Source organism: Pseudomonas sp. PDM32, from assembly GCF_019219225.1.
GTDB classification, from domain to species: Bacteria; Pseudomonadota; Gammaproteobacteria; order Pseudomonadales; family Pseudomonadaceae; genus Aquipseudomonas; species Aquipseudomonas laurylsulfatiphila.
In genome coordinates this window covers 300,871-320,739 of record NZ_JAHUWE010000002.1, presented here as the reverse complement: position 1 = coordinate 320,739, position 19,869 = coordinate 300,871, and the positions used below count along the sequence as shown (strand labels likewise).

The window sequence follows — 19,869 nt, the reverse complement described above, 5'->3', positions numbered from 1 at the left end:
CGATGAACACACAATTCCGTAAACCGCTGCCTGGCACCCACCTGGATTACTTCGATGTCCGCGCAGCGGTCGAGGCGATCCAGCCTGGCGCCTACGACACCCTGCCGTACACCTCCCGTGTGCTGGCGGAAAACCTTGTGCGTCGCTGCGACCCGGCCACGCTCACCGAATCCCTGAAGCAATTCATCGAGCGCAAGCGCGACCTCGATTTCCCGTGGTTCCCGGCCCGCGTGGTGTGCCACGACATTCTCGGCCAGACCGCGCTGGTCGACCTCGCCGGCCTGCGTGACGCCATCGCCCTGCAAGGCGGTGACCCGGCGCAAGTCAACCCGGTGGTGCCGACCCAACTGATCGTCGACCACTCCCTGGCCGTCGAGCGTGGTGGCTTTGATCCGGACGCGTTCGAGAAGAACCGCGCCATCGAAGACCGTCGCAACGAAGACCGCTTCCATTTCATCAACTGGACCAAGAAGGCGTTCAAGAACGTCGACGTGATCCCGCCGGGCAACGGCATCATGCACCAGATCAACCTGGAGAAAATGTCTCCGGTGATCCAGGTGCGTGACGGTGTGGCCTTCCCTGATACCTGCGTCGGTACCGACAGCCACACCCCGCACGTCGATGCGCTGGGCGTGATCGCCATCGGTGTCGGTGGTCTCGAAGCCGAAAGCGTGATGCTCGGCCGCGCATCCTGGATGCGTCTGCCGGAAAGTGTTGGCGTCGAACTGACCGGCAAGCTGCAACCGGGCATCACCGCCACCGACATGGTGCTGGCGCTGACCGAGTTCCTGCGCAAGCAGAAAGTCGTTGGTGCATGGCTGGAGTTCTTCGGCGAAGGCGCCTCTGCCCTGACCCTCGGCGACCGCGCAACCATCTCCAACATGGCCCCGGAATACGGCGCCACCGCGGCGATGTTCTACATCGACCAGCAGACCATCGACTACCTCAAGCTCACTGGCCGTGAAGACGATCAGGTGCAGTTGGTCGAGAACTACGCCAAGCAGGTCGGCCTGTGGGCTGACAGCCTCAAAGGTGCCCAGTACGAGCGCGGCCTGACTTTCGACCTGTCTTCGGTCGTGCGCAACATGGCCGGCCCGAGCAACCCGCACGCCCGTGTGGCGGTTTCGGATCTGGCCGCCAAAGGCATCTCCGGTCAGTGGGACGATGTGCCGGGGCAAATGCCGGACGGCGCGGTGATCATCGCCGCCATCACCAGCTGCACCAACACCAGCAACCCGCGCAACGTGATCGCCGCCGGCCTGCTGGCGCGCAACGCGAACAAGCTCGGCCTGACCCGCAAGCCTTGGGTCAAGTCGTCCCTGGCACCGGGTTCCAAAACCGTGGCGCTGTACCTCGATGAAGCTGGCCTGACCGAAGAGCTGGACAAGCTCGGCTTCGGTGTCGTGGCTTTCGCCTGCACCACGTGCAACGGCATGTCCGGCGCACTGGACCCGGTGATCCAGCAAGAGATCATCGACCGCGACCTGTACGCCACTGCGGTATTGTCCGGCAACCGTAACTTCGACGGCCGGATTCACCCGTACGCCAAGCAAGCGTTCCTCGCGTCGCCGCCCTTGGTGGTTGCGTATGCGATTGCCGGCACCATCCGTTTCGACATCGAAAAAGACGTGCTGGGCGTGGTGGATGGCAAGGAAATCCGTCTGAAAGACATCTGGCCAAGCGACGAAGAAATCGACGCGGTGGTCAAGGCGTCGGTGAAACCGGAGCAGTTCCGCCAGGTGTACATTCCGATGTTCGCCATCCACGAAGACACCGGCCCGAAAGTCGCGCCGCTGTACGAGTGGCGCGAAATGAGTACCTACATCCGTCGTCCGCCGTACTGGGACGGCGCGCTGGCCGGTGCTCGTCCGCTCAAGGGCATGCGCCCGCTGGCGGTGCTGCCGGACAACATCACCACCGATCACCTGTCGCCATCCAACGCGATCATGATGGACAGCGCCGCCGGCGAATACCTGGCGAAAATGGGCCTGCCGGAAGAGGACTTCAACTCTTACGCGACTCACCGCGGTGACCACCTGACGGCGCAGCGCGCCACCTTCGCCAACCCGAAACTGTTCAACGAAATGGTTCTGGAAAACGGCAAGGTCAAGCAGGGCTCGCTGGCCCGTGTCGAGCCGGAAGGCAAAGTGATGCGCATGTGGGAAGCCATCGAAACCTACATGGATCGCAAGCAGCCGCTGATCATCATCGCCGGTGCCGACTACGGTCAGGGTTCGTCCCGCGACTGGGCGGCCAAGGGCGTGCGTCTGGCGGGTGTAGAGGCGATTGCCGCCGAAGGTTTCGAGCGCATTCACCGCACCAACCTGGTGGGCATGGGCGTGTTGCCGCTGGAGTTCAAGCCAGGCACCAACCGCCACACCCTGGCCATCGACGGCAGCGAAACCTACGACGTGATCGGTGATCGCACGCCGCGCACCGAGCTGACGCTGGTGATCCATCGCAAGAACGGCGAGCGCGTCGATGTGCCGGTGACCTGCCGCCTCGACACCGCCGAAGAAGTGTCGATCTACGAGGCCGGCGGCGTGCTGCAACGCTTCGCCCAGGACTTCCTCGAAGAGTCGGCGGTTGCCGTTTAACGCACGCAATACAGACACGGGACTTCAAGTCCCGTGTCTGCTTTCAGATCAGGAGTAACGAGCACCATGGCTCACGCAGCTACGTTTCCAAAGCAAATAAGGATACCCGCCACTTACATGCGCGGCGGCACCAGCAAAGGCGTGTTCTTCAGTCTCAAGGACCTGCCTGAAGCGGCGCAGGTCCCGGGCCCGGCCCGCGACGCATTGCTGCTGCGCGTGATCGGCAGCCCCGACCCGTACGACAAACAAATCGACGGCATGGGCGGCGCAACCTCCAGCACCAGCAAAACCGTGATCCTGTCGAAAAGCACCAAGGCCGATCACGACGTCGATTACCTGTTCGGTCAGGTGTCCATCGATAAGCCCTTCGTCGACTGGAGCGGCAACTGCGGCAATCTGTCGGCGGCGGTCGGTTCGTTCGCGGTCAGCAACGGCCTGGTGGACGCCAGCCGTATCCCGCATAACGGCGTAGCCGTGGTTCGTGTGTGGCAGGCCAACATTGGCAAGACCATCATCGCCCACGTGCCGATCACCGATGGTGAAGTGCAGGAGACCGGCGATTTCGAACTCGACGGCGTGACCTTCCCGGCGGCCGAAGTGCAGATCGAGTTTCTCGATCCGGCAGCGGAAGAAGAGGGCGGCGGCGGTTCGATGTTCCCCACCGGCAACCTGGTCGATGACCTGGAAGTGCCCGGCGTCGGCACCTTCAAGGCGACCATGATCAACGCCGGCATCCCGACGATTTTCGTCAATGCCGAAGACATCGGCTACAAGGGCACCGAGTTGCAGGGCGCTATCAACGGCGACCCGAAAGCCTTGCTGATGTTCGAGACCATCCGTGCCTACGGCGCATTGCGCATGGGCCTGATTGCCAACATCGACGAAGCGGCCAAGCGTCAGCACACGCCGAAAGTCGCTTTCGTGGCCAAGCCGGCGGACTACGTGGCGTCCAGCGGCAAGGCGATTGCCGCAGGCGATGTCGATCTACTGGTGCGTGCGTTGTCCATGGGCAAGTTGCACCACGCAATGATGGGCACGGCGGCCGTGGCGATCGGTACGGCTGCAGCGATTTCCGGCACCCTGGTGAACCTCGCGGCAGGCGGTATCGAACGCAACGCGGTGCGCTTCGGACACCCGTCCGGCACCCTGCGCGTCGGCGCCGAGGCCAGCCTGGTCAATGGTGAATGGACCGTGAACAAGGCGATCATGAGCCGCAGTGCGCGGGTGTTGATGGAAGGGTTTGTGCGGGTGCCGGGCGACTCTTTCTAAGATCACCCAAAACCCTGTGGGAGCGGGCTTGCTCCGGGCGGCGTTCCGACGAAAGCGGAGTGTCAGGCAATGTTGATGTCGACTGACACTCCGCCTTCGCGAGCAAGCCCGCTCCCACACTGGATCGACGGTGTACAAAGATCAAATGTGGGAGCGAGCTTGCTCGCGATAGGGCCGGGCCTACCCGGGAGCTTTACTTGAAACGCCGCTCCACACCTTTCTCCACGAGAATCTTCGCGGAGATCTCTTCCACGGAAAAATGCGTGGAGTTGATGTGCGGAATGTTTTCGCGGCGGAACAGGTTCTCGACCTCGCGCACCTCGAACTCGCACTGGGCGTAGCTCGAATAGCGGCTGTTGGGCTTGCGCTCGTTGCGAATCGCGGTGAGGCGGTCCGGGTCGATGGTCAGGCCGAACAGCTTGTGCTGGTGGGCGCGCAGGGCGTTTGGCAGTTGCAGGCGTTCCATGTCGTCTTCGGTCAGCGGATAGTTGGCCGCGCGGATACCGAACTGCATCGCCATGTACAGGCACGTCGGCGTCTTACCACATCGCGACACACCCACTAGTATCAGGTCGGCCTTGTCGTAATAGTGCGTGCGGGCGCCGTCGTCGTTGTCGAGGGCGAAGTTAACGGCCTCGATACGCTCCATGTAATTGGTGTTGGCGCCGATGGAGTGGGACTTGCCGACGGTGTAGGAAGAATGCTCGGTCAGTTCCTGTTCAAGCGGTGCCAGGAACGTCGAGAAAATGTCGATCATGAAACCATTCGAGGTGGCGAGAATCTCACGAATGTCCTGATTGACGATGGTGTCGAAGATAATCGGACGGAAACCGTCGGTTTCGGCGGCTTTGTTGATTTGTTGTACCATGGCCCGCGCTTTGTCCACGTTGTCGATGTACGGCCGCGTGACCTTGCTGAAGGTAATGTTTTCGAACTGCGCCAGAAGGCTTTGACCCAGGGTTTCGGCGGTAATGCCGGTACCATCGGAGATAAAGAAAGCAGATCGTTTCATTTGCACCTTGGGCCTTAAGCTAGTAACGAATCTTGGATATGATAGGCGCGATTTGCCGGCCGCCAATGGCCCGCATTCTCACTTATTTTCCAGGTCCAGGCCATATAGCCGGCAAATGCTCACTTAAGCAGCCGGTTTCTGAGCTTTTCCAACACAGTTAGTGGAGAGATCACCTTGGTAGAGTACGTAGTTTCCCTCGATAAGCTCGGCAAACACGATGTTGAGCATGTGGGGGGCAAGAACGCATCCCTGGGCGAGATGATCAGCAACCTTGCAGGTGCCGGTGTATCGGTGCCCGGCGGCTTCGCCACGACCGCTCAGGCTTATCGTGATTTCCTGGAGTTGAGCGGCCTGAATCAGCAGATTCACGACGCACTCGATGCCCTGGACGTCGATGACGTGAATGCCCTGGCCAAGACCGGTGCCCAGATCCGTCAATGGATCATGGAAGCCGAGTTCCCTGAAAAACTGAATGCCGAAATCCGTACCGCGTTCGCCACGCTGTCCGCCGGCAATCCTGACGTGGCCGTGGCCGTGCGTTCTTCCGCTACCGCCGAAGACCTGCCGGACGCTTCCTTCGCCGGTCAGCAGGAAACCTTCCTGAACATCCGTGGTGTCGATAACGTCATTCGCGCCGCCAAAGAGGTGTTCGCCTCGCTGTTCAACGACCGTGCCATTTCCTACCGCGTGCACCAGGGCTTCGACCACAAGCTGGTTGCCCTGTCGGCCGGCGTGCAGCGCATGGTCCGCTCCGAAACCGGCACCGCCGGCGTAATGTTCACCCTCGATACCGAATCGGGCTTCCGTGACGTGGTATTCATCACCGGCGCCTACGGCCTGGGTGAAACCGTCGTTCAAGGCGCGGTGAACCCGGATGAGTTCTACGTCCACAAGGGTACGCTGGCCGCCGGTCGTCCGGCCATCCTGCGCCGCAACCTGGGCAGCAAGGCCATCAAGATGATCTACGGCGACGAGGCCAAGGCCGGTCGTTCGGTCAAGACCGTCGACGTGGACAAGGCCGAGCGCGCACGTTTCTGCCTGACCGACGCTGAAGTCAGCGAGCTGGCCAAGCAGGCGATGATCATCGAGAAGCACTACCAGTGCCCGATGGACATCGAGTGGGCCAAGGACGGTGACGACGGCAAGCTGTACATCGTGCAGGCCCGTCCGGAAACCGTGAAGAGCCGCACCCAGGCCAACGTCATGGAACGTTACCTGTTGAAAGAAACCGGTACCGTGCTGGTTGAAGGTCGCGCCATCGGCCAGCGCATCGGTGCCGGCAAGGTCCGCATCATCAAGGACGTGTCCGAGATGGACAAGGTCCAGCCAGGCGACGTACTGGTGTCCGACATGACCGACCCGGACTGGGAACCGGTCATGAAGCGCGCCAGTGCCATCGTCACCAACCGTGGCGGTCGTACTTGCCACGCGGCGATCATCGCCCGTGAGCTGGGCATCCCAGCGGTAGTCGGTTGCGGCAACGCCACCCAGCTGTTGAAAGACGGCCAGGGCGTGACCGTTTCCTGCGCTGAAGGCGACACCGGTTTCATCTTCGAAGGCGAACTGGGCTTCGACATCAAGAAGAACTCCGTGGATGCCATGCCGGAGCTGCCGTTCAAGATCATGATGAACGTCGGCAACCCGGACCGCGCCTTCGACTTCGCTCAACTGCCGAACGCCGGTGTGGGCCTGGCCCGCCTGGAGTTCATCATCAACCGCATGATCGGCGTGCACCCTAAAGCACTGTTGAACTACGACGGTCTGCCGCTGGACATCAAGGAAAGCGTCGACAAGCGCATCGCCGGTTACAACGACCCGGTCGGCTTCTACGTCGAGAAACTGGTCGAAGGCATCAGCACCCTGGCGGCTGCGTTCTGGCCGAAGAAGGTCATCGTGCGTCTGTCGGACTTCAAGTCCAACGAATACGCCAACCTGATCGGCGGCAAGCTGTACGAGCCGGAAGAAGAGAACCCGATGCTGGGCTTCCGCGGTGCTTCGCGTTACATCAGCGAATCGTTCCGCGACTGCTTCGAACTCGAATGCCGCGCCCTCAAGCGCGTGCGCAACGAGATGGGCCTGACCAACGTCGAAATCATGGTGCCGTTCGTTCGTACCCTGGGTGAAGCGAGCCAGGTGGTGGATCTGCTGGCGGAAAACGGTCTGGCCCGCGGTGATAACGGCCTGCGCGTGATCATGATGTGCGAACTGCCATCCAACGCCATCCTGGCTGAAGAATTCCTCGAGTTCTTCGACGGTTTCTCCATCGGTTCCAACGACCTGACTCAGCTGACCCTGGGCCTGGACCGCGATTCCGGTATCATCGCGCACCTGTTCGACGAGCGTAATCCGGCGGTCAAGAAGCTGCTGGCCAACGCCATTGCCGCCTGCAACAAGGCCGGCAAGTACATCGGCATCTGCGGTCAGGGTCCTTCGGACCACCCGGACCTGGCCAAGTGGCTGATGGAGCAGGGCATTGAAAGCGTTTCGTTGAACCCGGACTCCGTACTGGAGACCTGGTTCTTCCTGGCAGAGGGGCAGGCGCAGGCTTGACCCCATGTGAACGGGCCGCTCACATGCCTTTGTAGGAGCGAGCCTGCTCGCGATGGACGTCAACGATCACGCGTTTATCCTGGATAAACGCGGTGTCCTGAAGTTTTTCGCGAGCAAGCTCGCTCCTACAGGGGAGCGGTCTTTTAGAGATTCAAGCAGGGCGGGCTCCTCCGGATGCCGCCCTTTTTTGTGCAAGAGATTATGCAAAGCAGCAGCAACCTATTTCCTGTCGCCCTGATCAGCGCCGAACGGCGCGGCGATCTGAGCGAAGATGTGTATCGTTTGAAACCCGGTAACAGCCCCGACTTCACCGTCGAACTGGCTGTGACACGCCTTGGCATGGCCGATGAGCCGTCATCCCGTGGTGTGCCGGTAATCCTGCTGCACGGCAGCTTTTCCAATCGCCGGTTCTGGTTCTCTCCCAAGGGCCTGGGGCTGGGCGCCTATCTGGCGCGCCTGGGGTTCGACGTCTGGATTCCGGAAATGCGCGGCCATGGCCTGTCCCAGCGCAACCACGACTACCGCAAGAACCGGGTCGCCGACTACGCACGCTATGACCTGCCGGCCATTGGCGCGTTCGTGCGTGAACAGAGCGGGCAGGTGCCGCACTGGATCGGTCACTCGCTGGGCGGTACTACACTGGCCGCAGCGCTGGGTGGCGAGTACATCGGTGAGCCGGTGGTGGCCTCGGCGGCTTTTTTCGGTACACAAGTCAGTCGCACCTACTGGCCATTGAAGATTCCGCCGGTGGAGTGGAGCAGTCGCTTCATTCTCAAGCGTTTTGCCCAGTTGTCCGGCGCAAGGCTCAAGCGTGGTCCGGAGGACGAGCCGATCGGCCTGGCCCTGGAAAGCATGCGATGGTTCGGTTTGTTCGGGCGTTTTGGCGATGCCGATAAAGACTGGTGGGCCGGTTTGGCCGAGGTCAGGTTGCCGGTGCTCGCCGTGAGTGCAGCGGGTGATCATCAGGACCCGGCGTGGGCGTGCCGCAAACTGTTCGAGCAGTTCGGTTCCGAGCACAAGCAATTTATCAATCTGGGTCGTGACCAGGGTTTCAACGACAATTTCGGTCACGTTGAAATGCTCGTCAGCAAAGCTGCCCAGGCCGAAGTCTGGCCGTTGGTGACCCGCTGGCTGGCGGATCAGCAGACACCCTTGTTGGGTGGGCAAGGGGATTTGGCCGCGGCGGTTTGAGCCTGATGCTCTAACAAGGGCATTTCGCTCCGGTCGGCTTGCGGCTAAGATATGACGCATTGAGCTGTTCTGGTCACTTTGCGTGACTGAGTCATCACTGATGTTTGTGCTGTCTTCCTCTTTACAGGAGTTTCTCGATGATCCATTACCTCACGCCTGACCTGTGCGACGCCTATCCGGAACTGGTGCAGGTGCTGGAACCGATGTTCAGCAATTTCGGCGGCCGTGATTCCTTCGGTGGCGAAATCGTGACCATCAAGTGCTTCGAAGACAACTCGCTGGTCAAGGAGCAAGTCGAGCTCAAGGGCAATGGCAAGGTTCTGGTGGTCGATGGTGGCGGTTCCCTGCGCCGCGCGCTGCTGGGTGACATGCTCGCCGAGAAGGCCTCCAGCAATGGCTGGGAAGGCCTGGTGATCTATGGATGCATCCGTGACGTCGACGTCATCGCGCAAACCGATCTGGGGGTTCAGGCGCTGGCCAGCCACCCGATGAAAACCGACAAGCGCGGTATCGGCGATCTCAACGTTGCCGTGACCTTTGCTGGCGTGACCTTCCATCCGGGCCATTACATCTATGCGGACAACAACGGCGTGATCATCTCGCCAAGCCCGCTGAAAATGCCTGAATAAAAACGGCTGCAGACCAGAGGAGTGCGGATGTTCGAGGAAGAAAACGCGCAATGGGGGCTGGTGCATGCCCTGGTGCTGGACGGTAGAGGCGGTGCGCGTTCGATTGCCCGGACTGAACTTGACGACTTGCAGCTGCAGGCCCATGAAAGCCTGTGGTTGCACTGGGATCGCAGTCATCCGCAAACCCAGACCTGGCTACGCAAATCCAGCGGTCTGAGCGAATTCAGCTGTGACCTGTTACTCGAAGAAAACACCCGTCCGCGACTTTTACAGCTTTCGGACAGCGAACTGCTGCTATTTTTGCGCGGGGTCAATCTGAACCCCGGTGCCGAGCCGGAAGACATGGTGTCGGTGCGGATCTTCGGTTCTGCCCAGCGTGTCATCTCCCTGCGTTTGCGTCCGTTGCGCGCCACTGAAGAGCTGCTGGTGCAGCTGGCCGATGGCAAGGGGCCGAAAACCGCCTCGGAACTCATCCTGTATATGGCGCAGTACCTCACCAACAAGGTGCAGGATCTGGTCAGCGACCTCTCGGAAGTGGTCGATGAGGAAGAAGAAAAGCTCGATGCCGACGAACGGTATGCACCGGAACACGGCGCCGTATTGCAGATCCGTCGCAGGGCTGCCGCGCTGAAGCGTTTTCTCGCTCCGCAGCGGGATATTTTCGGTCAGTTGACGCGGATCAGATTGCCCTGGTTCGTCGAGGACGATGGTGATTACTGGAACGAATTGAACAACAGCCTGACCCGCTACCTCGAGGAGCTGGAACTGACCCGGGAGCGGGTGGGGCTGGTCCTGGAGGCTGAAGACCGTCGCTTGAGCGTGCGCATGAACCGCACGATGTATCGCTTCGGGATCATCACCGGGATCTTTTTGCCGATGAGTTTTCTGACCGGGCTTTTGGGGATCAACGTCGGTGGCATTCCATTCTCTGCCAGCCCTTACGGCTTTCTGATCGCCTGCCTGATGATGGTCTCGGTGGCGCTGGGGCAATGGTGGTTATTCCGACGTTTGCGCTGGGTCTGAGGGAAAGCATGTGACCCGACCAAAACTGACCGCGTCTCCCACAGACATCACGAGAGGTGCGTATGCACGATCCGTTTGAACAGTCTTTGCGCGACATGCTCAACGCCTCACCGTCCACCCGGGACGACGATGCGTGTCTGGGGCGTGTACTGAAAACCGCCAACCGCCAGGTCGGCGCCGGTGATTTGTTCAGTCTGCTGGGGCGCTGGTTGCCCGCACTGATGATTGCCCTGAATAACGGATCGGCCCATGTCTCGCCGGTATCCCGTCTTCGTAAACCTGCTGCCCGCACTGCTGATAAGGCTGATTGAATATGGAACTTGATCTCTGGACACAGAGCCTCGTCACTGCAATGACTGCGTTGTGGACCAAGGTTGCGAACTTCATTCCAAACCTGTTCGGCGCACTGGTTGTGCTGCTGTTGGGTTTTGTCGTGGCCAAACTGCTGGACACCCTGCTTTCCAAATTGCTCGCCAAACTGGGCCTGGACCGCTTGATGGGCGGCACCGGCCTGACCAAGCTGATGTCCCGCGCCGGCCTGCAGGTTCCCATTTCGACCCTGATCGGCAAGATCGTCTATTGGTTCGTTCTGCTTATTTTTCTGGTTTCTGCCGCAGAATCCCTTGGACTTGAGCGAGTATCAGCTACGCTGGATATGCTTGCGCTGTATTTGCCGAAGGTATTCGGCGCGGCGCTGGTGTTGCTGGTAGGTGTCTTGCTGGCGCAACTGGCCAACGGGCTGGTGCGCGGAGCGGCAGAAGGCGTGGGTCTGGACTATGCTTCAGGGCTTGGACGAATTGCCCAGGGCCTGGTGATCATCATCAGTATTTCGGTGGCGATCAGCCAGTTGGAGGTCAAGACCGACCTGCTGAACCACGTGATCGTGATTGTGCTGATAACCGTTGGTCTGGCGGTAGCGCTGGCCATGGGGTTGGGAAGCCGGGAAATTGCCGGCCAGATTCTTGCGGGAATCTACGTGCGTGAGCTGTACCAGGTTGGGCAACAAGTGCGTGTTGGCGAGGTCGAAGGCCAGATCGAAGAGATCGGCACGGTTAAAACCACATTGCTGACCGATGAGGGTGAGCTAGTCTCTCTTTCCAATCGGATCCTCCTCGAGCAGCATGTGAGTAGCCGCTAACCCGGCAAACCCTGCTAATGTATGCCGCCGCAAAATTCCAGCTGACGCTGGCTGCGGAGGATATTGACCTGACTGTCGGCCCGACTTGTTTTGAATAAAGCTCAATCGCTATCCATGCGCTACGACCCCCGCGAGCTCTCTGATGAGGAGTTGGTCGCGCGCTCGCATACCGAGCTGTTTCACGTAACACGCGCCTACGAAGAACTGATGCGGCGTTACCAGCGAACATTATTTAATGTGTGCGCAAGATATCTCGGGAACGATCGCGATGCAGACGATGTCTGTCAGGAGGTCATGCTGAAGGTGCTGTATGGTCTGAAGAACTTCGAGGGCAAATCGAAGTTCAAGACATGGCTATATAGCATCACGTACAACGAGTGCATCACACAGTATCGGAAGGAACGGCGAAAGCGTCGCTTGATGGACGCATTGAGTCTTGACCCCCTCGAGGAGGCGTCCGAAGAAAAGGCGCCGAAACCTGAGGAAAAGGGTGGACTTGATCGCTGGTTAGTGTATGTGAACCCGATTGACCGGGAAATTCTGGTGCTACGTTTTGTCGCAGAGCTGGAGTTTCAGGAGATCGCAGACATCATGCATATGGGTTTGAGTGCAACAAAAATGCGGTACAAACGCGCTCTAGATAAATTGCGTGAGAAATTTGCAGGCATTGCTGAAACTTAGTTCAGCGCAAATATCTCTTACGTGTAGGCAAGTTCTGTTAGACTTGCCGCCGAGTTGTCCCCCGGTTTGCGGGACTGCTTCACAATCACCAGATGGGGATTTAACGGATGAAACTGAAAAACACCTTGGGCTTGGCCATTGGTACTCTTATTGCCGCTACTTCGTTCGGCGCATTGGCACAAGGCCAAGGCGCAGTTGAAGGCGAGCTCAACTACGGGAAGAAGTACAACGACAGCGTTAACAACGTTGAAGACGGCTACACTCCTGGCGCCTCCATCGGTTACTTCTTGACCGACGACGTATCGTTGAACTTCACCTACAACAACGATGACTACACCCGTTCGAACAACAACACCGGCAACCAGAAGATCGAGGGCGACCAGTTCGGTCTGAACGCTCAGTACCACTTCAACAACGCTGGCGACGCTCTGCGTCCTTACGTTCAAGGTGGTGTCAAGCACGGCAGCATGACCAACGTAGCCGCTGACGGCCACACCGGTCGTGACCAGTCGACTTTCCTGACTGCTGGCGCTGGCCTGAAGTACTACTTCCTCGAAAACGTCTACGCTCGTGCTGGCGTAGAAGCTGACTACAAGCTGGACAACGGCCGTTGGGACTACATCCCGTCCGTAGGTCTGGGTGTGAACTTCGGTGGCGGCAACAAGCCTGCTGCTGCTCCGGTTCCAGCACCAGAAGTCTGCTCCGACAGCGACAACGACGGCGTTTGCGACAACGTCGACAAGTGCCCGGACACCCCGGCCAACGTAACTGTTGACGCTGATGGCTGCCCAGCTGTTGCTGAAGTCGTTCGTGTAGAGCTGGACGTGAAGTTCGACTTCGACAAGTCGGTAGTCAAGCCAAACAGCTACGGCGACATCAAGAACCTGGCTGACTTCATGAAGCAGTACCCATCCACCACCACTACTGTTGAAGGTCACACTGACTCCGTCGGTCCTGACGCTTACAACCAGAAACTGTCCGAGCGTCGTGCAAACGCCGTTAAGCAAGTTCTGACCAACCAGTACGGTGTTGAATCGTCCCGCGTTCAGTCTGTTGGCTACGGCGAATCCCGCCCAGTTGCTGACAACAAAACTGAAGCTGGTCGCGCTGTTAACCGTCGCGTAGAAGCGCAGGTTGAAGCTCAAGCTAAGTAATTAGCCCGCAGCTCTGAGAAAAGCCCGGCTCAGGCCGGGCTTTTCTTTGTCTGCGATTTGGGGTTCAGCATTGGTTTTGCATTGCTACTGAAGGATCGCAGCCTGCGGCAGCTCCTGCAGGGATAAATGCCGAACCCGTGCAGGAGCTGCCGAAGGCTGCGATCTTTTGATCTCATCACAGGCCGCCACGGCACCGATCACCAGGATCGCCGGGCTTTTCAACTCGAAGGCACAGGCGTCGTCCTCCATTGCCATCAGGTTGCTTCGACATTCCCGTTGATGCGGCAGGGAAGCATTTTCGATCATTGCCACGGGCGTATCGGCTGCCATTCCACCGGCCAGCAGTTGCTCGCGAATTTCACTGAGCTTCGCCACTCCCATGTAGATCACCAGTGTCGTGCCACCTTGGGCCAGCGCTTGCCAGTTCAGGCTGCTGTCATCCTGAGTGTGGGCGGTCACCAGCGTTACCCCTCGTGCCACGCCGCGCAGGGTCAATGGAATATCGCATTGCGTCGCGCCCGCCAGGCCGGCGGTGATGCCATTGACCAGCTCAACCTCGACACCACGCTCGCGCAGCCACTGCGCTTCTTCACCGCCACGCCCGAAGATGCATGGGTCGCCACCTTTGAGTCGTACCACGCATTTACCCTGACGGGCATAACGCAACATCAGGCGATGGATAAAGGCTTGCGGCGTTGAACGACAACCGCCGCGCTTACCCACAGGAATTATCCGCGCGCCGGGGCAGTGCTCCAGCACCGCATCGTTGACCAGATCGTCGATCAGCACGACATCCGCCTCTCTCAACGCCCGAACAGCTTTGAGGGTCAGTAATTCAGGATCACCGGGACCTGCACCCACCAGCCAGACTTTTGCGCTCATAGTGTTTTCCTCACGAGATGGCGGCTTGCGGCTGCGCGGTAGCGGCCAGCAAACGCTTGATTTCCGGGACGCAGGAGCCGCATTGCGTGCCGCAGCCCAATTCTTGTTTCAAACCCGACAAGTCCAGGCCGCGGCGGATGCCAGCGCAGACCGCGTTGTGGCTGACGTTTTTGCAGTTGCACAGGGTTTTGTTACCGATCACTTCGGCGTCAACCTGGCCCGGCGGGGCACTCAAGGGCGCGAGCAGCCAGCGCCGTAGCTGTTCATCTGCGCGACCTTCGAGCCAGAGGTTTTGCAGCCAGTGCCGGGCGAGGGTTTCACCTGCCAGGCGGATCGCGGTGATCCGGCCGTTCTCGATTCGCACCCGCTTACCGATGGAGCGTCGTGGATCGTCGTAGGCCAGCACCGGTCCATCGTTCAGCCCCAGGCATTGATCGATATCGCGCAGCAGTTGCGGATCCGGCGCCGTGGTGCTGGCAGCGCGTATGAGCAGCGCAGGGCGCTCACGACCGGTCAGGCTGAGGCTGACGTAGGAAAACGTCTCGCAGAGGGGGCGTAGAGTCTCAAAGTGTTGTTGGACATCGCCCTCAATCAGCGCGAAAAGGTGCCAAGGCAATTGCACCGGTTCCAGGCGCACACCGCTGTGTTTGAGCTCCGGTTGTTTCGACAACGGATCGAAGGCGGGCAGGGTGAGGCTGTTCACGCCCCCCTTGAGAAAGCGGTCACCAAAATGCATCGGCAAGAAGGCTTGGCCCGGACGCACGCTGTCGTCACTGGCGACCGGCACGATCACCGCGCCGCGGCGGCTTTTCAGGCTGATCAAATCACCCGTTTGCAGGCGATGCCTGCGCAGTTCATCCGGGTGCAGACTCAACACGGCTTCACTGACATGGCCGAACAACTGCGCGGCGGTGCCGGTGCGGCTCATACCGTGCCACTGATCGCGCAGACGACCGGTGATCAGCGTCAGAGGGAAGCGCGCATCCCGTTGTTCCTTGGCGGCGCGATACGGATCGGCCACGAACTGCGCGCGTCCGCTGGAAGTCGGGAAAATGCCGTCGAGATAGAGGCGCGCGGTGCCTGCGCTGGACCCCGCAGGAAAGGGCCATTGTTGCGGGCCGATGGTGTCGATCAAGCCGTGGCTGATCCCGGACAAATCCAGATCCCGGCCCCGCGTCAGCTGTTTGTATTCGTCGAAGACCTGCGCCGGAGTGTCAAAGGCAAACAGGCTGGTGGCTTCCGGGCGCAGATGTTTCTCCAGGCGCTGTGCGAAATCCACTGTGATCGTCCAGTCCGGACGCGCTTCGCCCGGTGCGGCGATCGCGCGGCGGACGTGGGAAATACGCCGTTCGGAGTTGGTCACCGTGCCGTCCTTTTCGCCCCAACTGGCGGCGGGCAACAACAGGTCGGCAAACCTGGCGGTTTCGGTGGTGCGAAAGGCCTCCTGCAAGACCACGAACGGGCAGGCCTCCAGCGCCGCGCGCACGGCCGCCTGATCGGGAAGAGACTGCGCGGGGTTGGTGCAGGCGATCCACAAGGCTTTGATCTTGCCGCTGCCCACCTGCTCGAACAACTCGATGGCAGTCAGCCCCGGGGTCTCAGGCAGTTGATCAACACCCCAGTAGGCGGCCACGTCGGCACGGTGCTCAGGGTTGGCGGCGTCACGATGACCCGGCAGCAGGTTGGACAGGCTACCGGTCTCCCGCCCGCCCATGGCATTCGGCTGACCGGTCAAGGAGAACGGACCTGCACCCGGACGGCCAATCTGCCCGGTGGCCAGGTGTAGATTGATCAATGCACTGTTTTTCGCGCTGCCGGCGGTGGACTGGTTCAACCCCATGCACCAGAGCGACAGGAAAGACGGTGAAGTACCGACCCATTCAGCACATTGCTGCAATTGCCCGACGCTGATTCCGCAGAGCTGCGACACCATCTGCGGCGTGTAATCGCGCACCAGTTTCTTCAGCTCGGGCAAGCCTTCGGTATGGTCCTTGATGAAGTCACGGTCGATCCAGTCTTCCCACAGCAGCAGATGCAAAATCCCATGGAACAAGGCGACATCGGTGCCGGGCAAAATCGCCAGGTGCAGGTCAGCCAGATCGCAGGTGTCCGTCCGACGTGGGTCAATGACGATGACTTTCATCTGCGGCCGGCGGGATTTGGCTTCTTCCAGTCGGCGAAACAGTACTGGGTGGGCGTAGGCCATGTTACTGCCGACGATCATCACGCAATCGCTCAATTCCAGGTCTTCATAGCTGCATGGCGGGGCGTCTGCGCCCAGGCTGCGCTTGTAGCCGACCACCGCCGACGACATGCACAGCCGTGAATTGCTGTCGATGTTGTTGGTGCCCACCAGCGCCCGCGCCAGTTTGTTGAAGGCGTAGTAGTCCTCGGTCAGCAACTGCCCGGAAATGTAGAACGCCACGCTGTCCGGGCCATGCTCGGCAATGGTTTGGGCGAAAACGCTGGCGGCGTGATCAAGCGCGGTATCCCAGTCGGTGCGGCTGCGCGCCAGGCCTTTGCCCAGGCGCAGTTCCGGGTACAGCGCTCTTGCCGTCAAGTCGCCGGTCAAATGCAGGGTTGATCCCTTGCTGCACAACTTGCCGAAGTTGGCCGGGTGTGCCGGATCGCCGCTGACGCCGAGGATGCGCTCGCCGTCATGCTCGATCAGCACGCCGCAGCCGACCCCGCAATAGCAGCAGGTGGACGCGGTGATCTGGCGGTCCATCAGCCTGCGTCCCGCAGGGCCAGCATCACTCGGCCATTTTCGACCCGCGCCGGATGGTGGTGGGCGCAGCCGACGTCCGGGGCCAGGGCTTCGCCGCTTTCCAGGTCGATTTGCCAGTTGTGCAGTGGGCAGGCGACGCGTTTGCCGTAGATCAAACCTTGGGACAGCGGTCCGCCCTTGTGCGGGCAACGGTCGTCGAGGGCGAACACTTCATCGTCGCTGGTACGAAAAATCGCGATGTCGCCTTTAGGGCCGGCAACGATTCGCGAGCCAAGGGCATTGATTTCATCCAGTGCGCAGATATCCAGCCAGTTCATGCCAGCACCTCCAGGTTTTTCACGGGGATGACGTCGAATTCTTTTTTCAGTTGCGGCTGTTCCAGGCGTTCCTTCCACGGGTCCTGTTCGAACGACAGGGAGAACTGCAGGCGATCGTTGAGCGCCTTGCGCCGCTCCGGGTCTTCCAGCACGGCTTTCTTGATGTGGTCCATGCCGACCCGTTGCAGGTAGTGCACGGTGCGTTCGAGGTAAAAGGCTTCTTCGCGATAGAGCTGCAGGAATGCGCCGTTGTATTCGCGGACTTCTTCGGCGGTTTTCAGTTTGACGAAGAATTCCGCGACTTCGGTCTTGATCCCGCCGTTGCCGCCGATGTACATCTCCCAGCCGGAATCGACGCCGATGATTCCTACGTCCTTGATGCCCGCTTCCGAACAGTTGCGCGGGCAACCGGAGACAGCCAGTTTCACTTTGTGCGGCGACCACATGTTGAACAGGTCATGTTCCAGTTCAATGCCAAGTTGTGTGGAGTTCTGCGTGCCAAAGCGGCAGAACTCGCTGCCGACGCAGGTCTTCACGGTGCGGATGGATTTGCCGTAGGCATGGCCGGACGGCATGTCGAGGTCTTTCCAGACACCCGGCAAGTCCTGCTTCTTGATCCCCAGCAAGTCGATGCGCTGGCCGCCGGTGACCTTGACCATCGGTACGTTGTACTTGTCGGCAACGTCGGCAATGCGCCGCAGTTCCGAAGGATTGGTCACGCCGCCCCACATCCGCGGGACGACCGAGTAGGTGCCGTCTTTCTGAATGTTGGCGTGGGCGCGTTCGTTGATCAGGCGCGATTGCGGATCGTCCTTGGCTTCCCCTGGCCAGGTGGAAATCAGGTAGTAGTTGAGCGCCGGCCGGCAGGTGGCGCAGCCGTTGGGTGTGCGCCAGTTCAGGTAGCTCAAGGTGCCGGCGATGGTCAGCAGGTGCTGCTCGCGGATAGCCTGGCGGATTTGCCCGTGGTTGAGGTCGCTGCAGCCGCAGATGGCCTTTTCGCTTTTCGGTTTTACGTCGGCGGCACCGCCCACTGTGTTGATCAGGATCTGCTCCACCAAACCCGCGCACGAACCGCAGGAGCTGGCAGCCTTGGTGTGTTTCTTCACTTCGTCGACACTGAACAGCCCGTGTTCCTGAATGGCCTTGACGATGGTGCCTTTGCACACGCCGTTGCAGCCGCAGACTTCGGCCGTGTCGGCCATGCTCATGGCTTTGTCCTGGCCCTGATGCCCTACGTCGCCCAAAGCGTTTTCGCCAAACATCAGATGATCGCGGATCTCACTGATGGCGTGGTTTTCACGGATCTGCCGGAAGTACCAGCCGCCATCGGCCGTATCGCCGTACAGGCAGGCGCCGACCAGCACGTCGTCCTTGATCACCAGTTTCTTGTAGACCCCGCCAATCGGGTCGGAAAGGGTGATGGTCTCGGTACCTTCACCGCCCATGAAGTCGCCAGCGGAAAAAAGGTCGATGCCGGTGACCTTCAGCTTGGTCGAGGTCACCGACCCCTTGTAGGTGGCAAAACCCAGTTGGGCGAGGTGATTGGCGCAGACTTTGGCCTGTTCGAACAGTGGCGCCACCAGACCATAGGCGATGCCGCGGTGGCTGGCGCACTCGCCGATGGCATAGATCCGCGGGTCATAGGTTTGCAGGGTGTCGTTGACCAGAATCCCGCGGTTGCACGGAATACCGGATTTCTCCGCCAGTTCGGTATTGGGGCGAATGCCGGCAGCCATCACCACCAGGTCAGCGGGGATGATGTCGCCATTCTTGAATTGCACCGAACCGACCCGGCCATTGCCCGCGTCGTGCAAAGCCTGGGTTTGCTCACACAGACGGAAATGCAGGCCGCGAGACTCCAGGGCGGTTTGCAGCAACTGGCCGCTGGTCTTGTCCAGTTGCCGCTCCAGCAGCCACTCGCCGAGATGCACCACGGTGACGTGCATGCCCCGCAGCATCAGGCCGTTGGCGGCCTCCAGGCCGAGCAGGCCGCCACCGATCACCACGGCGTGCCGGTAGGTTTTCGCGGTGTCGATCATGGCCTGGGTATCGGCGATGTCGCGGTAGCCGATCACGCCTTCGAGGGTGTTGCCGGGAATGGGCAGGATGAAAGGTGTCGAGCCGGTGGCGATCAGCAGGCGATCGTATTCGGCTTCACTGCCGTCTTCGGCAATGACCCGGCGCTTGACCCGGTCGATCTCCACCACTTTGCGATTGAGCAGCAGTTTGATGTTGTTGTCCAGGTACCAGTCCAAGTCGTTGAGCACGATCTCTTCGAAGGTCTGTTCGCCCGCCAGCACCGGCGACAACAGGATGCGATTGTAGTTGGTGTGCGGTTCGGCGCCGAAGACCGTGATGTCGTACAGCTCTGTGCTCAGCTTGAGCAGTTCTTCCAGGGTCCGGACCCCGGCCATGCCGTTGCCGATCATCACCAGTTTTAGTTTTTTCATCAGGTTCTCCGGGGAGCTCAGGCCTGCCTCATCAGGGTTCAGGCCATGCTCGACAAATTTTGCGCAAACAAAAAAAGGCGTCCCGCTAGTTGCCTAGCGAGGACGCCTTTGTCCTGGTCCCGTTCTCTCGGGAAGAGCAGCCTTCGTCGTTGAAGCCTGCGCTTTATGTCTGTTGAAAAGGGTAATGCAGTGGTTGTGCCAAGTCGCTCAGGTCCCGTGTTTGCTGGCGTTCTTCCCGTTCGCAAGGG

At 60.1% G+C, this 19,869-nt stretch carries 15 protein-coding genes; 10 read left to right on the top strand and 5 right to left on the bottom strand.

Going from position 1 to position 19,869, the window contains the following annotated elements:
* Nucleotides 1-2: 2 nt before the first annotated feature.
* Together acnD and prpF are read left to right on the top strand one after the other, a co-directional pair.
* Complete coding sequence (gene acnD, locus KW846_RS04925) at nucleotides 3-2,597, top strand: Fe/S-dependent 2-methylisocitrate dehydratase AcnD (protein WP_218481508.1); 2,595 nt, start codon at nucleotides 3-5, stop codon at nucleotides 2,595-2,597.
* Between the two features lie 66 nt (nucleotides 2,598-2,663).
* Complete coding sequence (gene prpF, locus KW846_RS04920; protein ID WP_007971529.1) at nucleotides 2,664-3,866, top strand: 2-methylaconitate cis-trans isomerase PrpF; 1,203 nt, start codon at nucleotides 2,664-2,666, stop codon at nucleotides 3,864-3,866.
* Nucleotides 3,867-4,059: 193 nt separating this feature from the next.
* On the opposite strand, the gene KW846_RS04915 is transcribed toward prpF, so the two are convergent.
* Nucleotides 4,060-4,878, bottom strand: a complete 819-nt coding sequence (locus tag KW846_RS04915) for a pyruvate, water dikinase regulatory protein (RefSeq protein ID WP_007971527.1) — start codon at nucleotides 4,876-4,878, stop codon at nucleotides 4,060-4,062.
* A 174-nt stretch (nucleotides 4,879-5,052) separates the two neighbouring features.
* Between KW846_RS04915 and ppsA the strand changes: the two genes are divergently transcribed.
* The 8 genes from ppsA to KW846_RS04875 all read left to right on the top strand — a co-directional run bounded on the left by ppsA (nucleotide 5,053) and on the right by KW846_RS04875 (nucleotide 13,244).
* Nucleotides 5,053-7,428 (top strand): phosphoenolpyruvate synthase, encoded by a 2,376-nt coding sequence (gene ppsA / locus KW846_RS04910; protein ID WP_218481507.1) that lies wholly within the window; start codon nucleotides 5,053-5,055, stop codon nucleotides 7,426-7,428.
* 201 nt (nucleotides 7,429-7,629) lie between these two features.
* On the top strand, nucleotides 7,630-8,619 hold the full coding sequence (locus tag KW846_RS04905) for an alpha/beta fold hydrolase (RefSeq protein ID WP_218481506.1): 990 nt from the start codon (nucleotides 7,630-7,632) through the stop codon (nucleotides 8,617-8,619).
* 140 nt (nucleotides 8,620-8,759) lie between these two features.
* A complete protein-coding gene (gene rraA, locus KW846_RS04900; protein ID WP_173900792.1) occupies nucleotides 8,760-9,248 on the top strand; it encodes a ribonuclease E activity regulator RraA in 489 nt (162 codons plus the stop codon).
* 27 nt (nucleotides 9,249-9,275) lie between these two features.
* On the top strand, nucleotides 9,276-10,271 hold the full coding sequence (locus KW846_RS04895; protein ID WP_218481505.1) for a zinc transporter ZntB: 996 nt from the start codon (nucleotides 9,276-9,278) through the stop codon (nucleotides 10,269-10,271).
* 62 nt (nucleotides 10,272-10,333) lie between these two features.
* The gene (locus KW846_RS04890) at nucleotides 10,334-10,582 is read left to right on the top strand and encodes a hypothetical protein (protein ID WP_007971509.1); all 249 of its coding nucleotides are present in this window, start codon (nucleotides 10,334-10,336) and stop codon (nucleotides 10,580-10,582) included.
* Between the two features lie 2 nt (nucleotides 10,583-10,584).
* Nucleotides 10,585-11,409 (top strand): mechanosensitive ion channel domain-containing protein, encoded by an 825-nt coding sequence (locus KW846_RS04885; RefSeq protein ID WP_007916401.1) that lies wholly within the window; start codon nucleotides 10,585-10,587, stop codon nucleotides 11,407-11,409.
* A gap of 90 nt (nucleotides 11,410-11,499) precedes the next feature.
* Nucleotides 11,500-12,090 carry an RNA polymerase sigma factor SigX gene (gene sigX, locus KW846_RS04880; RefSeq protein ID WP_075949123.1) on the top strand — a complete coding sequence of 197 codons (591 nt, stop codon included), beginning with the start codon at nucleotides 11,500-11,502 and terminating at the stop codon, nucleotides 12,088-12,090.
* 107 nt (nucleotides 12,091-12,197) lie between these two features.
* Nucleotides 12,198-13,244 carry an OmpA family protein gene (locus KW846_RS04875; RefSeq protein WP_007971503.1) on the top strand — a complete coding sequence of 349 codons (1,047 nt, stop codon included), beginning with the start codon at nucleotides 12,198-12,200 and terminating at the stop codon, nucleotides 13,242-13,244.
* Between the two features lie 84 nt (nucleotides 13,245-13,328).
* Here the strand turns inward: KW846_RS04875 and cobA are convergent, their stop codons facing one another.
* Genes cobA through nirB form a run of 4 tightly spaced genes read right to left on the bottom strand, consistent with a single transcriptional unit; the run spans nucleotide 13,329 to nucleotide 19,621 of the window.
* Entirely contained in the window at nucleotides 13,329-14,126 is a 798-nt protein-coding gene (gene cobA, locus KW846_RS04870) for a uroporphyrinogen-III C-methyltransferase (RefSeq protein WP_218481504.1), read from the bottom strand.
* Between the two features lie 10 nt (nucleotides 14,127-14,136).
* A complete protein-coding gene (locus KW846_RS04865; protein ID WP_218481503.1) occupies nucleotides 14,137-16,854 on the bottom strand; it encodes a nitrate reductase in 2,718 nt (905 codons plus the stop codon).
* Nucleotides 16,854-17,171 (bottom strand): nitrite reductase small subunit NirD, encoded by a 318-nt coding sequence (gene nirD / locus KW846_RS04860; RefSeq protein WP_007971500.1) that lies wholly within the window; start codon nucleotides 17,169-17,171, stop codon nucleotides 16,854-16,856. Before nirD ends, KW846_RS04865 begins: the two co-directional genes overlap by 1 nt.
* Nucleotides 17,168-19,621, bottom strand: coding sequence for a nitrite reductase large subunit NirB (gene nirB / locus KW846_RS04855; RefSeq protein WP_007971499.1), 2,454 nt, complete (start codon nucleotides 19,619-19,621; stop codon nucleotides 17,168-17,170). Before nirB ends, nirD begins: the two co-directional genes overlap by 4 nt.
* Between the last annotated feature and the right edge of the window lie 248 nt (nucleotides 19,622-19,869).